Origin of the sequence: Skermanella mucosa (assembly GCF_016765655.2) — a bacterium.
GTDB lineage: Bacteria > Pseudomonadota > Alphaproteobacteria > Azospirillales > Azospirillaceae > Skermanella > Skermanella mucosa.
This window is the reverse complement of sequence record NZ_CP086106.1, coordinates 4,429,385-4,448,462: the sequence shown is the minus strand read 5'-3', so window position 1 is coordinate 4,448,462 and position 19,078 is coordinate 4,429,385. Positions and strand designations below refer to the sequence as shown.

Sequence of the window (19,078 nt, the reverse complement as noted above, 5' to 3'; positions counted from 1 at the left end):
GCGTCACCGCAGCTTCAGGGTGGACAGGCCGACCAGCGCCAGCACCACGGCGATGATCCAGAAGCGGATGACGACGGTCGGCTCGGCCCAGCCCTTCTTCTCGAAATGATGATGCAGCGGCGCCATGCGGAACACCCGCTTGCCGGTCAGCTTGTAGGAGGTGACCTGGACGATCACCGACACGGTCTCCAGCACGAACAGGCCGCCGATGATCGCCAGCACCAGCTCGTGCTTCGTGATGACGCTGATGGCGCCGAGCGCCCCGCCGATCGACAGCGACCCGGTGTCTCCCATGAAGACCATGGCCGGCGGCGCGTTGAACCACAGGAAGCCCAGGCCGGCACCGACCATGGCGCCGCAGAACACCGCCAGCTCGCCTGTTCCCGGCACGTGGTGGATCTGCAGGTAGTTGGCAAAGACCGTGTTGCCGACCAGGTACGCTATCAGGCCGAAGCAGCTCGCCGCGATCATCACCGGCACGATCGCCAGCCCGTCCAGCCCGTCGGTCAGGTTGACCGCGTTGCTGGCCCCGACCATCACGAACACCGCCATCGGCACGAAGAACCAGCCCAGGTCGATCAGCAGGTCCTTCATGAAGGGGACCGCCAGCCCGTGGGACACGGTGTCCTGGCCGAACACCGCGATGATCAGGGCTGCGGCGCCGCCGGTGCCGATCTGTCCGGCCAGCTTCAGCTTGCCCGACAGGCCCTTGGTGTTGCGCTTGGTCAGCTTCAGGAAGTCGTCGCCGAAACCGATCAGGCCGAATCCTATGGTCACCAGCAGGACGACCCAGACGAACAGGTTGGTCAGGTCGGCCCACAGCAGCGTGCTGATCATCACCGCGATCAGGATCATCAGGCCGCCCATGGTCGGGGTGCCCTTCTTCTTCTGATGGGTTTCCGGCCCGTCGCTGCGGATCGGCTGGCCCTCGCCCTGCTTGGACTTCAGCCAGCGGATCAGGGTCGGGAAGAAGACGAAGCTGATCACCGACGCGGTCAGGATCGCTCCGCCCGTCCGGAACGTGATGTACCGGAACAGATTGAAGATGATGAACTCATCCGCCAGGGGAAACAGCAGGTGGTAAAGCATCGTTGAATCGCCTCAGCCCTGCCGTGCGGCGCGGTGCGCCTTGTCGTCGGGAGCATCTTCGGGAGTCGTTCGGGAGGTTGGGTCGGAACGGGTGTCGGCACCGGCATCCAGCGCGGCGACCGCGTCGACCACGGCGGCCATGCGGCTGCCGGCCGACCCCTTGACCATCAGGACGTCGCCGGCGCGCACCGCCCCGGCCACCAGGGGGGCCAGCGCCGCGCTGTCCGGCGCCCAGGCGCCGCGCATGTCGGCCGGCAGCCTGTCGAACAGGCGCTTCATGTGGGGGCCGGCGCAGAACGCCAGGTCCACCGAGGCGGCCTTCAGCGGTTCGGCCAGGGCCGCGTGCAGCAGGGGCGAGCGCTCGCCCAGCTCCAGCATGTCGCCCAGCACGGCGATGCGCCGCCCGCCGACGCCCGGATCGCCCTTGGCCAGCACCTGGAAGCTCGCCTCCATGGAGACCGGGCTGGCGTTGTAGCTCTCGTCGATCACGGTCAGGGCGCCCTGGGCCAGCTGCACGCGCCGGCGGGCACCCCGTCCCTTGATCGGCTTCAGCGTCGCCATCGCCCGCGCCGCCGCGACCACGTCGCCGCCCAGCGCGCGGACCGCCAGGAGCACGGCCAGGCTGTTCATCACGTGGTGGCGGCCGGGAAGCGCCAGGCAGTATTGCAGCGCCTCCCCCTTGATCACGGCGTTCACCGCGCTGCAGGTCGCGTGGATCGAGCAGTCGGTCAGCCGGGCACTGGCGTCGTCGGCCTTGCCGAAGCCCAGGATACGCGACAGGCCGCGGGTGCGGGCGGCGGCGACCAGCCGGGCGTAATGGGGGTTGTCGCGGTTCAGGACCACGGCGCCGTTGGGCGCCATGCCCTCGAAGATCTCCGCCTTGGCGTCGGCGATCGCCTCGACCGAGGGGAAGTGCTCCAGATGGACGGCCTCGATGGTCGTGATCACCGCGACGTCGGGGCGGACCTGGCGGGACAGCGGCCCGATCTCGCCGGCATGGTTCATGCCCAGCTCGAACACCGCGTAGGTGCAGTCGGCCGGCATGCGCGCCAGGCTGAGCGGCACGCCCCAATGGTTGTTCAGGCTGCCCGCCGTGGCGAAGGTCGGCGCCAATGCCGACAGGCAGGTGCCCAGCGCCTCCTTGGTGCTGGTCTTGCCGACCGACCCGGTCACCGCGACGACCTTGGCGTTGGTGCGCAGCCGCGCCACCGAGCCCAGGTCCTGGAGGGCGGCGAAGGTGTCCTCGACCATGACCAGCGGGGCGTCCGGCCCGACGCCGTCCGGCCGGTGCGACACCAGCGCGGCCGCGGCGCCGGCCGCCAAGGCCTGCGCCACGTAGCGGTGGCCATCGAAGTTCGGCCCCTTCAGCGCGATGAACAGGTCGCCCGGCCGGATCGTGCGGCTGTCGATCGACACGCCGGCCGCCTGCCAGCCGGGGGCGCCGCTCAGGGTGCCGTTGGTCGCCGCCGCGGCGTCGCCGGCGGTCCAGAGGACGGGGGCTTGGGCCATCGGAGCTTGGGCCATCAGACCAGGGCCTCCCGCAGGGCGGCGCGCGCCTCGTCGGCGTCGTCGAACGGCCTCACCACGGTGCCGACGGTCTGGCCCTGCTCGTGGCCCTTGCCGGCGATCACCAGCACGTCGCCCTCGGCCAGGTCCCGGACGGCGGCGCGGATCGCCGCGGCGCGGTCGCCGATCTCCTCGGCGTCCGGGCAGCCGGCCATGACCTCGCGCCGGATCGCCTCCGCCGCTTCGGTCCTGGGGTTGTCGTCGGTCACGATGACCCGGTCGGCCAGCCGGTCCGCCAGCTCGCCCATGACCGGCCGCTTGCCCCGGTCGCGGTCGCCGCCGCAGCCGAACACCACCACCAGCCGCTTAGCCGCGTGGGGACGCAGGGCCTTCAGCACAGTCTCCAGCGCGTCGGGCGTGTGGGCGTAGTCCACGTAGATCGGGGCGCCCGAGGGGTGGCGGGCGACCTGCTCCAGCCGGCCGCGGACGCCGTCCAGCCGTTCCAGCGCCGCCGCCGCCTCGTCCGGGTCGGCGCCGGTGCCGATCGCCATGCCCAGCGCGCACAGCGCGTTCATGCATTGGAAGCGCCCGGCCAGCGGCAGGTCGATGTCGTGGTCCCGGCCGAGCACGGTCAGCTTCAGGCGCTGTCCGTGGGGCAGGGGGATCAGGTCGCGCAAGGCAAGCTCCTTCGCCTGTGTGCCATAGCCGATCAGGCGATGACCACGCCGCGAACACAGCTCTGACAGAGGGGTGAACTCGGGCGCGTCCGCGTTCAGCACCGCCGTCCCGCCGGGGGGCAGGACGCGGTCGAACAGCATCGACTTCGCCGCGAGGTAAGCCTCCATACTGCCGTGGTAATCCAGGTGGTCGCGTGACAAATTTGTGAAACCAGCGGTTTCGATCGTCACGCCGTCCAGGCGGTACTGGTCGAGTCCGTGGCTCGACGCCTCCATGGCGAGATGGTCGACCCCGGCGTCGGCAAGCTCGGCGAGCGCCTGGTGAAGCGACACCGTGTCCGGCGTGGTCAGGGAGCCGTAGCGCTCCAGCCCCGGCGCCGTGATGCCGAGAGTGCCCAGGCTGGCCGCCCGGTGGCCCAGCAGGGCCCAGATCTGGCGGGCGAACTGCACGGTGGAGGTCTTGCCGTTGGTGCCGGTCACCGCCGCGACATGGGCCGGCTGCCGCCCGTAGAAGCGGGCCGCCATCAGCGCCAGCCGGCGCCGGGGGTTCTCGTCCTCGATCAGGGTCACGCCGTCGGGCGTCCCGTCCGGCAGCACCGTGCCGGCCGGTCCCAGCACCGCCACCGCGCCGCGCGCCACCGCGTCGGCCACGAAGGCCCGTCCGTCGGCCCGGCTCCCCGGCAGGGCCGCGAACAGGAACCCCGGCTTCACCGCGCGCGAATCGCTCGTCAGGCCCGCGATCAGGGGATCGCGGGCCTGGAGCGGCGCGGCCGGGGCGGTGTCGGAGGAGGCGAGGTCAGTAAGACGCAAGGGTGCTTCCCCGGGGATTGAGATGGATTTCCGTGGCCGTGCGGATGTCGGGCCGGTTCTCGTCGATCGGGGCGATGCCCATCAGCGGCCCCATCTGCTGGATGATCCTGCCGGCCAGCGGTGCCGCGACCCAGCCGCCGGTGGCGTAGCCGTAGGTGCGCTTGTTGCCCTTCGGCTCGTCGACCATCGCCATCACCAGGTAGCGGGGGTCCTGGATCGGGAAGGCGCCGATGAACGACGACAACAGGGCCTTCTTCGCATAGCCACGCCCACTGGTCTTCTCCGCCGTACCCGTCTTGCCGCCGACCACGTAGCCGGGGGCGGCCGCTCCGGTCGCCGTGCCCTGGGTCACGACCAAGCGCATCAGACGGCGGATTTGGTCCGAGGTTTGTGGCGAAATTACGCGCTCCGCGGGTACCGGGTCGCCGGGATCGCGCTTCAGCAGGGTGGGCGGGTGCAGCAGGCCGCCGTTGACCGTGGCGGCGGTGGCCGAGGCCATCTGGATCGGGCTGACCGACAGACCGTGCCCGAAGGCGATCGTCATGGTGCTGGCTTCGCGCCAGGGGCTGGGCACCATCGGCGCCCCGACCTCGGGGATCTCAACCGGCGACCGCCTGAGCAGGCCCAGCTTGTCCATCAGCGCCCGCTGGGCCGGCGTGCCGACCTCCAGCGCCATCCGGACCGAGCCGATGTTGGACGAGTACATGAAGACTTCGGGGACGGTCAGCCAACGGTTCTTGCCGTGGTAGTCGCTGATCGTGAAGCGTCCGACCCGGACCGACTTGGTCGCGTCGAAGCTGTCGCCCATGCGGATCTTGCCCGACTCCAGGGCGAGGGCCGAATTGAAGATCTTGAACGTCGAACCCATCTCGTACACGCCGAGCGTGTTGCGGTTGAAGCGCGCGTTCTCGTCGTTGGTCGGGGCGTGGGGGTCGAAGTCCGGCAGCGAGACCATCGCCAGGACCTCGCCAGTCTTGACGTCCATGATCATGCCGGCGCCGCCCAGGGCCTGGAACTCGTCCACGGCGCTCTGGAGCTCCCGCTTGACCAGGTGCTGGAGGCGCACGTCCAGGGACAGCTGGACCGGCTCGCTGGACGACCTCAGGCGGCTGTCGAACGATTGCTCGACTCCCATCAGGCCGTTGTTGTCGACGCCGGTGAAACCCACGACATGGGCGGTCAGGTTGGCGTTCGGGTAGACCCGGCGCTCCTCGCGCTGGAAATAGAGGCCGGGGATGCCGAGCCGGTTGACCTCGTAATGCTCGCGCGGCGACAGGTTCCGCCGGATCCAGACGAACCGCTTGTCGCTCTTCAGCTTGGCCAGGGTGTCCTGGTAGTCCAGGTCGGTCAGGACGGAGGTCAGCTTCTGCGTCGCCTCCAGCGGGTTGATCACCAGCTTGGGGTCGGCATGCAGCGACGCGGTCGCCAGTGAGCTCGCCAGCAGCACGCCGTTGCGGTCCACGATGTCGGCGCGGCTGGCCGGGATGGCATGGGCGGAGGCGGCCTGCGCCAGGCCCGTGTCTCCCCCCTGGCTCATCACGGTGGCATCGACCAGCTTGACGCCGACCGCGCCGAAGGCGAGCGCAAAGACCGCGACGGTCACCATCAGCCGGCTGCGCGCCTGTTCCAAAGCCTGCGCGGCGCGGCCCCCGGTACGCCGCTCGGCGGTGCGGCCGCCGGCCGCCGCCGTCGCCTGGGCGCGGTCGATATGCCAGTGGCGGGGCGCATGGATGCCGGTCATTGCGTCACCTTGTAGGTGGCGAGCACCACGGAACCGGCCGGCGGGCTTGCCGGCTGGCTGCCGGCGCCCGGCTTGCGCGACGGCATCGGCACCGTCCCGGCGACAAGCGCGGGGCCCTGCGGCGCGTCGGGATCGACCGGGTGCAGCCGCGCCGGGATGGTCTCGACCGAGGCGATCACCTGCCCGGCGGCGGTCGGGCCGAGCACCAGGTGGCGGCGCGCCATTTCCTCGATCCGGGTCGGATCGTTCATGTAGCTCCACTCGGCCTTCAGGATCTGGATGGCTTCCTGTTCGTGGATGATCGCGCGGTTCAGCCCGGCCAGGTCCTCGCCGAGCGCCTGCACCCGGTAGCTCGTGTGGAACAATGCCCCGCTCGCCAGGCCCGCCAGACCGAGCCAGATCACCGTGGACTTGCTGATCATGCTGCCTCCTCGAAGGCCGGCGCCTTCGTGCGTTCGGCCGCGCGCAGCCGGGCTGACCGGGCGCGGGGATTGTTGACGAGTTCCGTGTCGCCGGGCGTCACCGGCTTGCGGGAGATCAGGCGGAACGTCGGCGCCGCTTCGGCCGTCCGCTCCACCGGTGCGTGACGCGACGGGGCCGGGCTGTTGCCCGACCGCCGGCGCAGGAATTCCTTGACCTGGCGGTCTTCCAGCGAGTGGAACGAGACCACCGCCAGCCGGCCGCCGGGGCGCAGCAGCCGCTCGGAGGCGGCGAGGCCGCGGTCCAGTTCGCCCAGCTCGTCGTTGACGTAGAGCCGGAGCGCCTGGAAGGTCCGGGTCGCCGGATCGATGCCGTCGCGGCTCTTCGGGACGACCCGCCGGACGATCTCGGCCAGCCGGGCGGTCCGCTCGATCGGCTGCTCGGAGCGGGCGGCCACGATCGCGCGGGCGACCCGGCGCGACATCCGCTCCTCGCCCAGGCGGTAGATCACGTCGGCCAGTTCCGTCTCGCCCAGGGAATTGACCGCGTCGGCGGCCGTCATCCCATGATTTCCCATGCGCATGTCCAGCGGCCCGTCGCTGCGGAACGAAAAGCCGCGCGCCGGGTCGTCGATCTGCGGCGACGAGACGCCCAGGTCCAGAGTGACGCCGTCGACGCCCTCGACCCCGGCCTCGCGCAGCAGCGAGTCCATCCGGCCGAAGGGACCCTCGATGACGTTCAACCGATGGGGGAATTCCTCCGCCAGGGCCGAGCCCGCGGCGACCGCCGCCGGGTCGCGGTCGATCCCCCAGACGGTGCAATCCGCGGCGGCCAGGATCGCGCGGGCATAGCCGCCGCGGCCGAAGGTCCCGTCCACATAGATGCCGCCGTCCCGGGGAGCCAGGGCGGCCACCACCTCTTCCAGCAGGACGGGGACATGTTCGTAGGTCGTCGCCATGCCGCCCTCCTATTCCTTCGCCGGGGCGGCGGCGGGCCGGCGGCCCGCCAGGCTGATGCTGCTGAGCGACAGGCCGGCGGCGCGGCTGAGCTTGCGCGCCTCTTCCATGCGGGCGGCGTGGGCGGCCGGCTCCCAGATCTGGAAAGTCTTGTTGTTGGCCACGAACGAGGCCTGCTCGGTGATCCCGGCGAAATCCAGCATGTCCTGGGGGATCAGGATCCGGCCCTCGGCGTCGATCCCCAGCTGAATCGAGCCGGCGAAGATCGTCGCCTGGAAGAGGTCCTTCTCTTCCGGCGGAATGTCCATTTGATCCAGTGTTTCGGCCAGCCTGTCCATATGCTCCGGGCTACACGCTTCGAGTGCAGAAAACTGTAGGGAGCGGAACACGATCACGCTGGACGCAACGCCTTCGGGGGAGTCCTTGGCCAGCACGCCCCGAAAGGAAGCCGGCACCGACACCCGGCCCTTCTTGTCTACCTTGTTCAAGAAAGAGGACAAGAAGATGGCCATGTAACCCTCAAGCCCTGCGGTCCGAGCCATCGGCCCCGCACCACCTTCGCCTTGGTTAGGTTCGCCCCAGGAGTTAGCCCTTAAGGGTACCGCCCCAGCAGCTTGGGTGAGTATGGGATAACATGGGATTTCATGGGCCGTCAATGCCGTTGCCAGTAATTGGCCTTTGGAATCAAGAAATTTCGCGGCTGCGTTCGTCTTTCCTCAAGGTTGGATTGTGGATGCCACGCTTTTTAGCGAGAACCTAAACATCAAGTTAATCTTAAGAGCGTCTCTGAAGTTTGTTCACTTTATGTTCTTATAACGATCGGGCGAACTCAAACGACGAGTCCTTGAATCATTGACCGACTCGGATCGGAAAATCGGCCGCGGAAATCATGCGGAACAGTCATTAACAGCTTGTCCACAGGATTATCCCGATACGTCCCATCATTGTCCCAGCTTCCGGCCCATGAAAACCCACGACCGGCAGGAACATCCTGAAAGTTGAATTAGGAAAATCTTAATTAAGGGGTGCCAGGTGGCCTGTAAGCCGGGTTCTGTCCCCGCCCGCGATCCGGTTTCCCGGAAGGGGACGGTGGATGACCATTCATCTGGGACGCCCGTTACCGGACGCCTCACGCGACCAACCCGGGCGACGGCGCGGAAATGCGCTAGGCTTGTGGCCAAGCCGCCCCTATTCGGTCTTGCTCCCGGTGGGGTTTACCATGCCGTCTCCGTTGCCGGAGCCGCGGTGCGCTCTTACCGCACCCTTTCACCCTTGCCTGCCGACTCCGGAGACGAACTCCGGCGCTGGGCTGGCGGTTTTCTTTCTGTGGCACTTTCCCTGGGGTCGCCCCCGCCGGGCGTTACCCGGCACCGTATTTCCGTGGAGCCCGGACTTTCCTCTCCCCATGGGATCCCATGGGAAGCGGCCATCCAGCCACCTGGCGGCCGGGAACTTAGGCACTGGACGGGTGCGATGCAACAGAATTGCAATGCCGAAGGCGATAAGAGGCCGGAATCAGCGGGAAACGGGCGCTTCCGCCTGCCGGACCGCCGCCCGGAGCACGCGCATGAAGGTCCGGTCCAGGCCGAACGCGACCCGGTCGGGGATGAAATGCCGCTGGAAGGCCGTCGCCGCGATCCGGGTCGGGGCGTCCAGCACGCCCGATGCCGCGACCTCGTAGCCGAACCGGCCCAGCAGGTCCTGGGCCTCCGCCACCGCGTAGCCCGGCCCGTCGTCCAGCGCGTCCGGTTCCGGCCACAGCCCGATGCCCCGTGCCGCGAGGCTGCGCCAGTCGAACAGTTCGCCGGGATCCTCCTTGCGGGCCGGCGCCACGTCGGAGTGGGCGAGCACCCGGTGGGGCAAAATCCCATGCCGATCCAGGATGCCGCGCGCCAGGGCGGCGAAGGCCTCCATCTGGGCCGGCGGGAACGGGCGATAGCCCCATTCGTGTCCGGGATTCACCAGCTCCACGCCGACCGAGCGGCTGTTGACGTCGCGCTCGCCGAGCCAGAAGCCGACGCCGGCATGCCAGGCCCGCCGCTCCTCCGGCACCAGGGCGAACACCGTGCCGTCCTCGTCCACCAGATAATGCGCGCTGACCCGGGAGGCCGGATCGCACAGCCGCTCCAGGGCCTCGGCGCCCGTCGGCATGCCGGTGTAGTGGACCAGCAGGATATCGACCGGCACGCCGTCCGGGCGCGGTTCCTGGTTTGGTGAAGATCGCGGGATCGGGGAGAGCGTCATGTCGCCGACTGGTTCTGGTTCTGCTTCGGAGCTTTCCGGATCATGATCACCGCGACGCCCACCAGCGTCAGCGACCCGCCGACCACCATGGCAGGCGTCAGCGGCTCGCCCAGCAGCAGGACGCCGGACAGCACGCCGAACACCGGCACCAGCAGCGTCCACGGCATGGTCTGGTTGACCGGGTAGCGGCGCACCAGAGGATACCAGAACGCGTAGGACACGATGGTGACCATGATCGCCATGTAGGCGATGCTGCCCCAGCCGAGCCAGGACGCCGCCCTGATCTGCTCGATCTGCCCGCTCTCCATCAGCAGCGAGACGGCGATCAGCTGGGGCGCCGCCATGACGGACATCCAGGCATTGAGCGAGAAGCCGTTGATCGAGCCGATCCGGCGGATCTGGATGTTGACGATGGAGAAGATCAGCGCGGCCACCACCACCAGCCCCAGGTACCAGCTGCCGTCCATGGCCCGGGGCTCGCCGGCGATCACGATCACGCCGCCGAACGAGATCGCCATGCCCAGGCCGCGCCGCCAGCCCAGCTTGTCCTTGTAGAGGATCGCCGCGAGGATGGAGGAGAACGGCACCTGGAGCTGGATCGCGATCGAGGCCGCCGCCGCGTCCACCCGGGTCAGCCCGGTGAACATCAGCGGGAAATGCAGGCCGCCCAGCAACACCGACAGGACGAAGATCTCCTTCATGCGTCCCCACGGCACCGCCACGAACGGCAGCAGCATCACCGCCACCATGGCGAACCGCAGGCTCATCAGCAGCATGGGCGAGAATTCGCGCAGGCCGTACTTGGCCACGGCGAAGTTGAGGCCCCAGATCACCATGACGACCAGGGCGGCGGCGATATCGCGGGGGCTCAAGAGGAGGCTTCCAGTTCTTCCCGCAATGCCTCCAGTTCGAGCCAGCGTTCCTCCGCCGCCTCCAGCTCCGCCTGGAGCTTGCCCAGGCCTTCGCTGGTCTTCTGGAACCCGGCGGGGTCCCGGCTGAAGAAGTCGGCGTCGGCCAGCTTCGTCTCCGCCGCCTTGATTTTCCCGCCCAGATCCTCCATCCGCTTCGGCAGCTGGTCCAGCTCGCGCTGCTGCTGGTAGCTCAGCTTGCGGCGCTGCTTGGCCTCGGCCGGCGGGCCCGCGTCCTTCTTCCGGGCCTTGCCCGCCTCCGGCGCGGCGCGGTCCGGGCGCTGGGCGACGTAGTCCGAGTAGCCGCCGACATATTCCTGGACCTCGCCTGCCCCCTCCACCGCGATGACCGAGGTCACCAGCCGGTCCAGGAAGTCGCGGTCGTGGCTGACCAGCAGCAGCGTGCCGTCATAGTCGCTCAGGACCTCTTCCAGCAGGTCCAGCGTGTCCATGTCCAGGTCGTTGGTCGGTTCGTCCAGGATCATCAGGTTCGACGGCCGGGCGAACAGGGTCGCCAGCAGCAGCCGGTTCCGCTCGCCGCCGGACAGCGCCCGGGTCGGCGTGTCCTTCAGCTTCGGGTCGAACAGGAAGTCCCGCATATAGGATGCGACGTGCCGGGACTGGCCGCCGACCGAGACGCTGTCGCCGCCGAACGGGCAGAGCGTCTGGTGGATCGTGGCGTTGGGATCGAGCGAGGCGCGCCGCTGGTCGAAATAGACCGGCTGCAGGTTGACGCCCAGCCGTACCGTCCCCGAATCGGGCGGCATCTGGCCGGTCAGGATCTTCAGCAGCGTGGTCTTGCCGGCACCGTTCGGGCCGATCAGGCCGACCCGATCGCCGCGCAGGATGCGTGTCGAGAAATCCTTCGCGACCTCCCGCCGCCCGTCCGGCGCGTCGAAGCCCTTGGCGACGTGCTCCGCCTCGATCACCATGCGCCCGCTGGCCTCGCCCTCGGCGACCCCCAGCTTGACCTGCTGGCCGCCGCGCACCCGTTCGGCGCGGTCGGTGCGAAGCTGCTGCAGGGCGCGCACCCGGCCCATGTTGCGGGTCCGGCGGGCGCTGATGCCCTCCCGCATCCACTGGGTCTCGGCGGCGATCTTGCGGTCCAGCTTGTGGGCAGCGATCTCCTCCGACGCGAAGACCTCCTGCTGCCAGGTTTCGAATTCCGCGAAGCCGCGCTCGGTCTCGCGGATGCCGCCGCGGTCGAGCCACAGGGTCCGCCTGGACAGCTTGGACAGGAAGGCGCGATCGTGGCTGATCAGCAGCAGCCCGCCGCGGTAGGATTGCAGCTCGCCTTCCAGCCACTCGATGGTCGGCAGGTCCAGGTGGTTGGTCGGCTCGTCCAGCAGCAGCACGTCGGGGGCGGAGACCAGCGCCCGTCCCAGCGCCGCGCGGCGCGCCTCGCCGCCGGACAGCTCCATGGGCGACCGGTCGACCGCCAGCGCCAGCCGGTCGAGCACCGCGTCGACCCGGTGCAGGGCGTCCTGGTCGTCGGGCGGCAGCCCTTCGGCGACGAAATCGTGGACCGTCGCATAGCCCTCGAACGAGGGTTCCTGCGCCAGATAGGCCACGCGCGCGCCGGGTTGGAGAAAGCGTTCGCCGTCGTCCGGCGCGATCTGTCCGGACAAGAGCTTCATGAGGGTGGATTTGCCGCTGCCGTTGCGTCCGACCAGGCACACCTTGTCGCCCCGCGCGATGCCGAGATCGATCTTCTCGAACACCGGCAGACCGCCGAAAGTGACCGTGGCGCCCATCAGCGCGACCAGGGGAGGATTAGATGCCATGACCCGAAGCTATAAAGGAAATCCCCCCGGTCTCGGCAAGCGCTAACTCCGCAGGGCGGTCACGCGGTTTCCATCACGGCGCCCCGCTCCTTGCGGATCCGGTCGTGGGCGGCGTTGATCGCCGCCAGCTTGTCGTTCGCGATGTCGACGAAATCCTGCGGCAGTCCCTGGGCGATCAGCCGGTCGGGATGATGGTCGCGCACCAGGCCGCGGTGGGCCGACTTGATCTCCTCGTCGGTGGCGTCCGGGGTCAGGCCGAGCACGGCGTAGGGATCGTCCTTGGGAGCGCAGCCGTTGCTCGCCCGGATGCGCAGGAAATCCCGGTCGGAAAAGCCGAATACCTTCGAGATGCCTTCCAGGTAGCCGATCTCGGCCTCGCGCAGCTCGCCGTCGGCCCGCGCGATGTGGAACAGCCCGTCCAGCAGGTCCTCCAGTACGGCGGGGCGGTCGGCCAGCAGCTTGGCGATCTGATTGGCGTAGGGTTCCCAGCCCTGGCTGTCGCGGCGCGCCAGGTCGAAGATGCGCCCGACATTCTTCATTTCCTCGGGCGGGATCTTGAACACCTGCTTGAAGGCGTCGACCTCGTGGCGGGTCACCACGCCGTCCGCCTTGGCCATCTTGGCGCCGAGCGCGATCACGCCGATGGTGAAGGCGATCTGCTGGGTGGCATCGGCCTCGCCATCCTCCTCGCGGTACAGGTCGACGGCGTGGCCGGCGACCGCCCCGAGAAGACCGCCGATCGGGCCACCGACGGCGAAGCCCGCGGCTCCGCCCAGAACTTTTCCCCAGATACTCATGATGCTTGCAACAGGTCCGGCAGTGGCGACGTGCCGAGCATAGCCACCGATTTCGCCTTCGCCAACTGTGACATGGACGTTACCAGCCACGGATTTTTCGCGACGCGGCAACCATTCCCCTTCAGAGTCGTTTGCTGCAGTGCAATATAGTAGCAATGGCCGCACCGATCGGCCAGAAGCGGGCGAAGCCCGCGACCAAGGGAAGGAAGCTCCTGGGATGAAGGCGTCAGCCGCAGTTATTCCACGGAAGTACCACGTCCATGACGGTCTATCGCAAGCTCCTTCCCACCGACCTGAACGCGTATCGCGATCACCTTCTCCGGCTCTCGGCCAACGATCGCTATGCCCGCTTCTGCGGTTTCAAGACCGATGAGGCGATCGCGGGCTATTGCCGCGGCATCGACTGGCGCTTCACCATCATGGTCGGCTGCTTCGTGCGCGGCGAGCTCCGCGCCGTCGCCGAACTGCGCACCGAGCCGAAGGTCTGGCCGGGCGCCGGTGAACTGGCGGTCAGCGTCGAGCCGGGCTTCCAGAACCAGGGCTTCGGGTCGGGCGTGATGCGCCGCATCCTGACCATGGCGCGCAACCGGGCGATTCGCCGCCTCGTGCTGATCTGCCTGACCAGCAACCGCCGCATGCAGGCGATCGCCCGCAAGTTCCTCGGCGACCTGGAAAGCGACTGCGGCGAGGTCACCGGCCGCATTCAACTGCCCTGGCCCGACCAGGTGAGCCTGCTCCAGGAAGCGCTCGACGGCGGCACGGCCATGGTCAACGGCATGCTCGACCAGTGGCAGGGCGCCCCGGACCCGGAGCCTGCCGCGGCGTGAGTTATTCCGGCGCCGATCATCGCCGGAACGAGATCAGGTCAGAAGTCGAAAGTTTCGGGAAGATGATGGGCTGGTTGCATCCGTTCGTGAAGGATGCGAACGATCACGATTGTGTTCGAACCGTCGTCCAAGTGCCGAGTCAGATAATACAGGATGTGGGAGGCGGCTCCCCGTCGTCCGGCCGCATGCTCGACATGGAAGGACCTTACCCCCTCCCTGAGATCGTTCCGGTTCCAGGACCCGGGGCGCTCCGGATCCTGCGCCAGCATCTCCGCGGCCCTGATGAGCAGTTTGGCGTACCGCTCTCTTTGCAGAGGTCCGAACTGTCTGGCGGAGGCCTTGAGTATATCCCGGGTGTCGTCGGCAGCGGCTTCGGTAAGCCGGTAACCCGGACCGCTCACGGCAAGTCTTCGTCCCGCAACGAGGCCGCGATATCGGAAATGGTCAGTTTTGAAAACTGGCCATTTCTCGCTTGCTCGACCCCGATGTTGATTTCGCGGCGCAACACCGCGAGCCGCTCCTCCCGAGCGGCCCTTTCGCGCCTTAGCAGGCGAAGGCTATCCCTGATCACCTCGCTCGCCGTGCCGTACTCCCCGGAGGCGACCTCCTTTTCCACGAACTCGATGAATTCCGCTGGCAGGCTTACATTCATGGTCGGCATATGACCCTCCATCCAGTCGCCGCAGCATCGGTTATTTGGCAAATTTTGTCAAAACTAACTCTTAGGGCTCGCGGTCCCGGCCGCGCTCCAGGATCTCCTCGTCCACTTCGGCGCCCGGACCCGGCCCCAGGCGGCCCAGGCCCGGCAGCTTGATCGCGAGGTCGAGCGGGTCGATGCCGACGGTCAGGCCCAGCACGTTGAACTCGATGCCTTCCTCCACCGCGACCAGCACGCCGGCCAGGCCGAAGATCGACAGTTGCCAGCCGGTCCCGCTGGGGGCCGACGCGAACAGGCTCCACGGCGCCAGGTAATCCTTGCCCAGGGCGGTGGGCGGCAGGTCGAGGCGCAGTTCCGGCACCGCCCGGCCGACGAAGGCGGCGAAGGTGTTGCTGTTGGGGCCGGGCCAGATGCGGTAGGTATCGTTGTACGGATACGCCTTGGCGGCGGCATCCAGCTTCGCGATAGCCGCTTCCGCCGCCGGGCCGCGCAGTTCCGCCAGGATCGTCGGCTTTTGGCCGAACCAGTAGCCGTCGGGCGTGCGCCGGGCGATCGAGATCGCCGGCAGGCCCCGCATGACGCGCCAGCCGATCTTCTCGTACACGGTATAGTCCGAGGCGCCGGCCGGCTTGACGGCGAACCAGGGATGGGTGCCGAAGGCTCCCCGCCACGAGAAGGCGCGCGCGGCATAGACCTGCACGACCGCTTCGGGTGTCGTCGCCGGGTCGGGCGCCTGGTTGGAGGATTGTCGGCTGGCGGTGGACCAGTGGCCCCCCAGCGTCACGGTTCCCATCGCCACCACCAGCATCGGACCGGTCAGCAGAAACAACAGGACCGCCATCGAAACGATCATGGCTTTCATGACATAGAAGATAATCCCAAGGGGTGGCACATTCCAAGCGGGTGTGCCTCAATAATGTTGCGATGCGAAACCAATTCGGAAATCAGGGGAGCAGGCAGGGCATGACCGGCAAGTGGCAATTCTGGATCGATCGCGGCGGCACCTTCACCGACGTGGTGGCGAGAAGGCCGGACGGCGCGGTCGTCACGCACAAGCTGCTGTCCGACAATCCGGAGCGCTATGCCGACGCCGCCCTCCAGGGCATCCGCGACCTGCTCGGCGTCCCGGCCGGAGCGCCGATCCCGGCCGACCGCATCGACGCGGTCAAGATGGGGACCACGGTCGCTACCAACGCCCTGCTGGAGCGGAAGGGCGAACCCACCGTCCTGGTCGCCACCCGGGGCTTCGCCGATGCGCTGCGCATCGGTTATCAGGCGCGGCCGAAGATCTTCGCCCGCCACATCGTCCTGCCGGAACAGCTCTACGCCCACACGGTCGAGGTTCCGGAGCGCGTGGGCGCCGACGGCCGGACGCTGGTCCCGGTCGATCTGGCCGCCGCGCGGGCCGGGCTGACGCGCGCCTTTGAGGCCGGCATCCGTTCCTGTGCGATCGTCTTCATGCACGGCTACCGCTATCCGGAGCACGAGCGCGCCGTCGCCGACGTCGCCCGCTCGGTCGGCTTCACCCAGGTCTCGGTCAGCCACGAGGTCAGCCCGCTGATGAAGCTGGTCGGCCGGGGCGACACCACCGTGGTCGATGCCTACCTGTCGCCGATCCTGCGCCGCTATGTCGACCAGGTGGCGGCCCAGCTGGGCGATACCCGCCTGATGTTCATGCAGTCGAACGGCGGCCTGACCGACGCCCGCCTGTTCCACGGCAAGGATTCCATCCTCTCCGGCCCGGCCGGCGGTATCGTCGGCGCCGTCCGGACATCCACCATGGCCGGGTTCGACCGCATCATCGGCTTCGACATGGGCGGAACCTCGACCGACGTGTCCCACTATGCCGGCGAGTTCGAGCGGACCTTCGAGACGCAGGTGGCCGGCGTCCGGATGCGGGCTCCGATGATGCGGATCAACACCGTCGCCGCCGGCGGCGGATCGATCTGCGTGTTCGACGGCAGCCGCTACCGGGTCGGCCCGGAAAGCGCCGGCGCCAATCCCGGCCCCGCCTGCTATCGCCGGGGCGGGCCGCTGACGGTGACCGACTGCAACGTCATGCTGGGAAAGCTCCACCCCGACTTCTTCCCCCGGGTCTTCGGGCCGGACGCCGACCAGCCGCTCGACGCCGACGTGGTGCGGGAGAAGTTCGCGGCGCTTGCGGAGGAGATCCGGCGGGCCACCGGCGACACCCGAACGCCGGAGGAGGTCGCCGAAGGCTTCCTGAAGATCGCGGTCGAGAACATGGCCAACGCCATCAAGCAGATCTCGGTCCAGCGCGGCTACGACGTAACCGGCTATACCCTGACCTGCTTCGGCGGGGCCGGCGGGCAGCATGCCTGCCTGGTGGCTGACGCACTGGGCATGAAGCGGGTGTTCATCCATCCCCATGCCGGCGTCCTGTCCGCCTACGGCATGGGGCTGGCCGACACGGTGACGATCCGCGAGCGGGCGGTGGAGGTCCTGCTGGAACCGGGACTGATCCCGGCCCTGGCCGCCACCCTGGACGAGTTGGAGGCCGACGGCCGCCATGAGCTTTCGGTCCAGGACCTGGGCGGCGCCGATGTCCGCGCGGTCAGGACTGTACACCTGAAGTACCAGGGCACCGACACCGCCCTGGCCGTCGATTTCGGCGATGCCGAGACCATCCACTACGCCTTCGAGACCGCGCACCGCCAGCGTTACGGCTTCGCCATGGCCGGCAAGCCCCTGGTGGTCGAGGCGGTGTCGGTCGAGGTGATCGGCTCCACCGCGGCGGCCGACGACCCGGAACTGGCGCCCGATCCCCGCGAGGCCCCGCTCCGGCCGCTCGCCAGCCTGAGCGGCACCCCCGTGTTCGACCGGACCGCGCTTCGCCCCGGCGACCGGATCGACGGCCCCGCGATCCTGCGGGAGACCAACGCCACCACCGTGGTCGAGCCCGGCTGGCGCGCCGAGGTCACCAGCCGCGACCATCTCGTCATGATCCGAGTCCAGGCCCTGCCGTCGCGCGTCGCGGTCGGCACGCGCGTCGATCCGGTCATGCTGGAGGTGTTCAACAACCTGTTCATGTCGATCGCGGAACAGATGGGCGTGACGCTGGAGAACACCGCCTATTCGGTCAACATCAAGGAGCGGCTCGACTTCTCCTGCGCCCTGTTTGACGCGGAGGGCGGCCTGATCGCCAACGCCCCCCACATGCCGGTCCACCTGGGCTCCATGGGCGAGAGCGTCCGCGCCATCATCCGCCGCCGCGGCGTCTCCGGAGAGTCGGGCATGAAGCCGGGCGACGCCTTCATGCTGAACGATCCCTACAACGGCGGCACCCACCTGCCGGACATCACGGTAGTCACCCCCGTGTTCGACGATGCCGGCCGCGAGGTCCTGTTCTATGTCGCCTCGCGCGGCCACCATGCCGACGTCGGCGGCATCACCCCCGGCTCCATGCCGCCCGACAGCCGGACGATCGAGGAGGAGGGGGTGCTGATCGACAATTTCATGCTGGTCGACGGCGGCACCTTCCGGGAGGATGCCCTGCACCAACTCCTGACCTCCGGCCGATTCCCCGTGCGCAACACTGTCCAGAATGTCGGCGACCTCAAGGCCCAGCTTGCCGCCAACGAGAAGGGCGTCCAGGAACTCCGCCGGATGGTGGATCATTTCGGCCTGGAAACGGTGACCGCCTACATGGGCCACGTCCAGGACAACGCGGAGGAGCAGGTCCGCCGCGTGCTCGGCGTGCTGAGGGACGGCAGCTTCGTCCAGCGCCTGGACAACGGCGCCGAGATCCATGTCCGGATCTCCATCGACCGGGAGGCGCGCAGCGCCGTCATCGACTTCACCGGGACCAGCCCCCAGCTCGACGACAATTTCAACGCTCCCTCCGCCGTCTGCCGGGCCGCCGTGCTCTACGTTTTCCGGACGCTGGTGGACGACGACATCCCGATGAACGACGGCTGCCTGAAGCCGCTGCGCATCGTCATTCCCGAGGGCTCCATGCTGGCACCGCGCTATCCGGCCGCCGTGGTCGCCGGCAATGTCGAGACATCGCAATGCGTCACCGACGCGCTGTACGGGGCGCTCGGCGTGATGGCCGCGGCCCAGGGCACCATGAACAACTTCACCTTCGGGGACGAACGCTACCAGTACTACGAGACGATCTGCGGCGGGTCGGGCGCCGGCCCGGATTTCGACGGCACCGATGCCGTCCATACCCACATGACCAACTCCCGCCTGACCGACCCGGAGGTGCTGGAATGGCGCTTCCCGGTCCTGCTGGAGTCGTTCCGCATCCGTAGGGGCTCCGGCGGCCGGGGGCGGCACCGGGGCGGCGACGGCACCGTGCGGCGCATGCGTTTCCTGGAACCCATGACCGCCGCGATCCTGTCCAACCACCGCGTGGTGCCCCCGTTCGGCATGGACGGCGGCGAGCCTGGCGAACCGGGAAGCGCCCGCGTCGAGCGCACCGACGGCTCCGTCCAGGCCCTCGGGCCGACGGAAAAGGTCGAAATGCGCGCCGGCGACGTGATGGTGATCGAAACACCCAGCGGCGGAGGGTTCGGGCGGGCGGGGTGAGACCTGTCCGCTCCCTGGTATTACCACTTGCGCGTCCGCCCGTCCGGCCCTTGACCAAGTACTCTTGGAATTAAGTTCAAGCAAGCCATGGGACTCGCAAGAAGTTC

The 19,078-nt window shown here is 68.4% G+C and carries 16 protein-coding genes and 1 other RNA gene; 2 read left to right on the top strand and 15 right to left on the bottom strand.

Annotation, left to right across the window (positions count from 1 at the left end; translation table 11 throughout):
- Positions 1 to 3: 3 nt before the first annotated feature.
- From mraY to JL100_RS20620, 12 genes are all read right to left on the bottom strand, one after another.
- Positions 4 to 1,089 carry a phospho-N-acetylmuramoyl-pentapeptide-transferase gene (gene mraY / locus JL100_RS20675; RefSeq protein WP_202684655.1) on the bottom strand — a complete coding sequence of 362 codons (1,086 nt, stop codon included), beginning with the start codon at positions 1,087 to 1,089 and terminating at the stop codon, positions 4 to 6.
- A 12-nt stretch (positions 1,090 to 1,101) separates the two neighbouring features.
- Positions 1,102 to 2,613 carry a UDP-N-acetylmuramoylalanyl-D-glutamyl-2,6-diaminopimelate--D-alanyl-D-alanine ligase gene (locus tag JL100_RS20670; RefSeq protein ID WP_228420816.1) on the bottom strand — a complete coding sequence of 504 codons (1,512 nt, stop codon included), beginning with the start codon at positions 2,611 to 2,613 and terminating at the stop codon, positions 1,102 to 1,104.
- Positions 2,613 to 4,082: a UDP-N-acetylmuramoyl-L-alanyl-D-glutamate--2,6-diaminopimelate ligase gene (locus tag JL100_RS20665; RefSeq protein WP_202684654.1), complete on the bottom strand. Its 1,470-nt coding sequence runs from the start codon at positions 4,080 to 4,082 to the stop codon at positions 2,613 to 2,615. The genes JL100_RS20670 and JL100_RS20665 overlap by 1 nt, the downstream gene beginning before the upstream one ends.
- The gene (locus JL100_RS20660) at positions 4,069 to 5,823 is read right to left on the bottom strand and encodes a peptidoglycan D,D-transpeptidase FtsI family protein (protein WP_202684653.1); all 1,755 of its coding nucleotides are present in this window, start codon (positions 5,821 to 5,823) and stop codon (positions 4,069 to 4,071) included. Before JL100_RS20660 ends, JL100_RS20665 begins: the two co-directional genes overlap by 14 nt.
- Positions 5,820 to 6,245 carry a cell division protein FtsL gene (gene ftsL / locus JL100_RS20655; protein ID WP_202684652.1) on the bottom strand — a complete coding sequence of 142 codons (426 nt, stop codon included), beginning with the start codon at positions 6,243 to 6,245 and terminating at the stop codon, positions 5,820 to 5,822. Before ftsL ends, JL100_RS20660 begins: the two co-directional genes overlap by 4 nt.
- Complete coding sequence (gene rsmH, locus JL100_RS20650; RefSeq protein ID WP_202684651.1) at positions 6,242 to 7,201, bottom strand: 16S rRNA (cytosine(1402)-N(4))-methyltransferase RsmH; 960 nt, start codon at positions 7,199 to 7,201, stop codon at positions 6,242 to 6,244. Before rsmH ends, ftsL begins: the two co-directional genes overlap by 4 nt.
- Positions 7,202 to 7,210: 9 nt before the next feature.
- Positions 7,211 to 7,711 carry a division/cell wall cluster transcriptional repressor MraZ gene (locus JL100_RS20645; RefSeq protein ID WP_202684650.1) on the bottom strand — a complete coding sequence of 167 codons (501 nt, stop codon included), beginning with the start codon at positions 7,709 to 7,711 and terminating at the stop codon, positions 7,211 to 7,213.
- 512 nt (positions 7,712 to 8,223) lie between these two features.
- Positions 8,224 to 8,641: RNase P RNA component class A (gene rnpB / locus JL100_RS20640), an RNA gene on the bottom strand.
- 73 nt (positions 8,642 to 8,714) lie between these two features.
- A complete protein-coding gene (locus JL100_RS20635) occupies positions 8,715 to 9,443 on the bottom strand; it encodes an N-acetylmuramoyl-L-alanine amidase (RefSeq protein ID WP_202684649.1) in 729 nt (242 codons plus the stop codon).
- Positions 9,440 to 10,315 (bottom strand): DMT family transporter, encoded by an 876-nt coding sequence (locus JL100_RS20630; RefSeq protein ID WP_202684648.1) that lies wholly within the window; start codon positions 10,313 to 10,315, stop codon positions 9,440 to 9,442. The genes JL100_RS20635 and JL100_RS20630 overlap by 4 nt, the downstream gene beginning before the upstream one ends.
- Entirely contained in the window at positions 10,312 to 12,135 is a 1,824-nt protein-coding gene (locus tag JL100_RS20625; protein WP_202684647.1) for an ATP-binding cassette domain-containing protein, read from the bottom strand. The genes JL100_RS20630 and JL100_RS20625 overlap by 4 nt, the downstream gene beginning before the upstream one ends.
- A 59-nt stretch (positions 12,136 to 12,194) precedes the next feature.
- A complete protein-coding gene (locus tag JL100_RS20620) occupies positions 12,195 to 12,932 on the bottom strand; it encodes a TerB family tellurite resistance protein (protein WP_202684646.1) in 738 nt (245 codons plus the stop codon).
- 260 nt (positions 12,933 to 13,192) lie between these two features.
- On the opposite strand from JL100_RS20620, the gene JL100_RS20615 reads away from it, so the two are divergent.
- Complete coding sequence (locus JL100_RS20615) at positions 13,193 to 13,759, top strand: GNAT family N-acetyltransferase (RefSeq protein ID WP_202684645.1); 567 nt, start codon at positions 13,193 to 13,195, stop codon at positions 13,757 to 13,759.
- 38 nt (positions 13,760 to 13,797) lie between these two features.
- On the opposite strand, the gene JL100_RS36875 is transcribed toward JL100_RS20615, so the two are convergent.
- The 3 genes from JL100_RS36875 to JL100_RS20605 all read right to left on the bottom strand — a co-directional run bounded on the left by JL100_RS36875 (position 13,798) and on the right by JL100_RS20605 (position 15,279).
- Positions 13,798 to 14,160 carry a type II toxin-antitoxin system RelE/ParE family toxin gene (locus JL100_RS36875; RefSeq protein WP_202684644.1) on the bottom strand — a complete coding sequence of 121 codons (363 nt, stop codon included), beginning with the start codon at positions 14,158 to 14,160 and terminating at the stop codon, positions 13,798 to 13,800.
- Positions 14,157 to 14,420, bottom strand: a complete 264-nt coding sequence (locus tag JL100_RS20610) for a type II toxin-antitoxin system ParD family antitoxin (protein WP_202684643.1) — start codon at positions 14,418 to 14,420, stop codon at positions 14,157 to 14,159. Before JL100_RS20610 ends, JL100_RS36875 begins: the two co-directional genes overlap by 4 nt.
- Before the next feature lie 61 nt (positions 14,421 to 14,481).
- Positions 14,482 to 15,279: a DUF3750 domain-containing protein gene (locus JL100_RS20605; protein ID WP_202684642.1), complete on the bottom strand. Its 798-nt coding sequence runs from the start codon at positions 15,277 to 15,279 to the stop codon at positions 14,482 to 14,484.
- A 101-nt stretch (positions 15,280 to 15,380) separates the two neighbouring features.
- Between JL100_RS20605 and JL100_RS20600 the strand changes: the two genes are divergently transcribed.
- Entirely contained in the window at positions 15,381 to 18,971 is a 3,591-nt protein-coding gene (locus JL100_RS20600; protein WP_202684641.1) for a hydantoinase B/oxoprolinase family protein, read from the top strand.
- The last annotated feature ends 107 nt before the right edge of the window (positions 18,972 to 19,078 follow it).

Bases quoted from the DNA above. Each gene is read 5' to 3' on its own strand.
- mraY (WP_202684655.1), bottom strand. From the start codon at position 1,089: ATGCTTTACCACCTGCTGTTTCCCCTGGCGGATGAGTTCATCATCTTC.
- JL100_RS20670 (WP_228420816.1), bottom strand. From the start codon at position 2,613: ATGGCCCAAGCTCCGATGGCCCAAGCCCCCGTCCTCTGGACCGCCGGC.
- JL100_RS20660 (WP_202684653.1), bottom strand. From the start codon at position 5,823: ATGACCGGCATCCATGCGCCCCGCCACTGGCATATCGACCGCGCCCAG.
- ftsL (WP_202684652.1), bottom strand. From the start codon at position 6,245: ATGATCAGCAAGTCCACGGTGATCTGGCTCGGTCTGGCGGGCCTGGCG.
- rsmH (WP_202684651.1), bottom strand. From the start codon at position 7,201: ATGGCGACGACCTACGAACATGTCCCCGTCCTGCTGGAAGAGGTGGTG.
- JL100_RS20645 (WP_202684650.1), bottom strand. From the start codon at position 7,711: ATGGCCATCTTCTTGTCCTCTTTCTTGAACAAGGTAGACAAGAAGGGC.
- JL100_RS20635 (WP_202684649.1), bottom strand. From the start codon at position 9,443: ATGACGCTCTCCCCGATCCCGCGATCTTCACCAAACCAGGAACCGCGC.
- JL100_RS20625 (WP_202684647.1), bottom strand. From the start codon at position 12,135: ATGGCATCTAATCCTCCCCTGGTCGCGCTGATGGGCGCCACGGTCACT.
- JL100_RS20620 (WP_202684646.1), bottom strand. From the start codon at position 12,932: ATGAGTATCTGGGGAAAAGTTCTGGGCGGAGCCGCGGGCTTCGCCGTC.
- JL100_RS20615 (WP_202684645.1), top strand. From the start codon at position 13,193: ATGACGGTCTATCGCAAGCTCCTTCCCACCGACCTGAACGCGTATCGC.
- JL100_RS20610 (WP_202684643.1), bottom strand. From the start codon at position 14,420: ATGCCGACCATGAATGTAAGCCTGCCAGCGGAATTCATCGAGTTCGTG.
- JL100_RS20605 (WP_202684642.1), bottom strand. From the start codon at position 15,279: ATGAAAGCCATGATCGTTTCGATGGCGGTCCTGTTGTTTCTGCTGACC.
- JL100_RS20600 (WP_202684641.1), top strand. From the start codon at position 15,381: ATGACCGGCAAGTGGCAATTCTGGATCGATCGCGGCGGCACCTTCACC.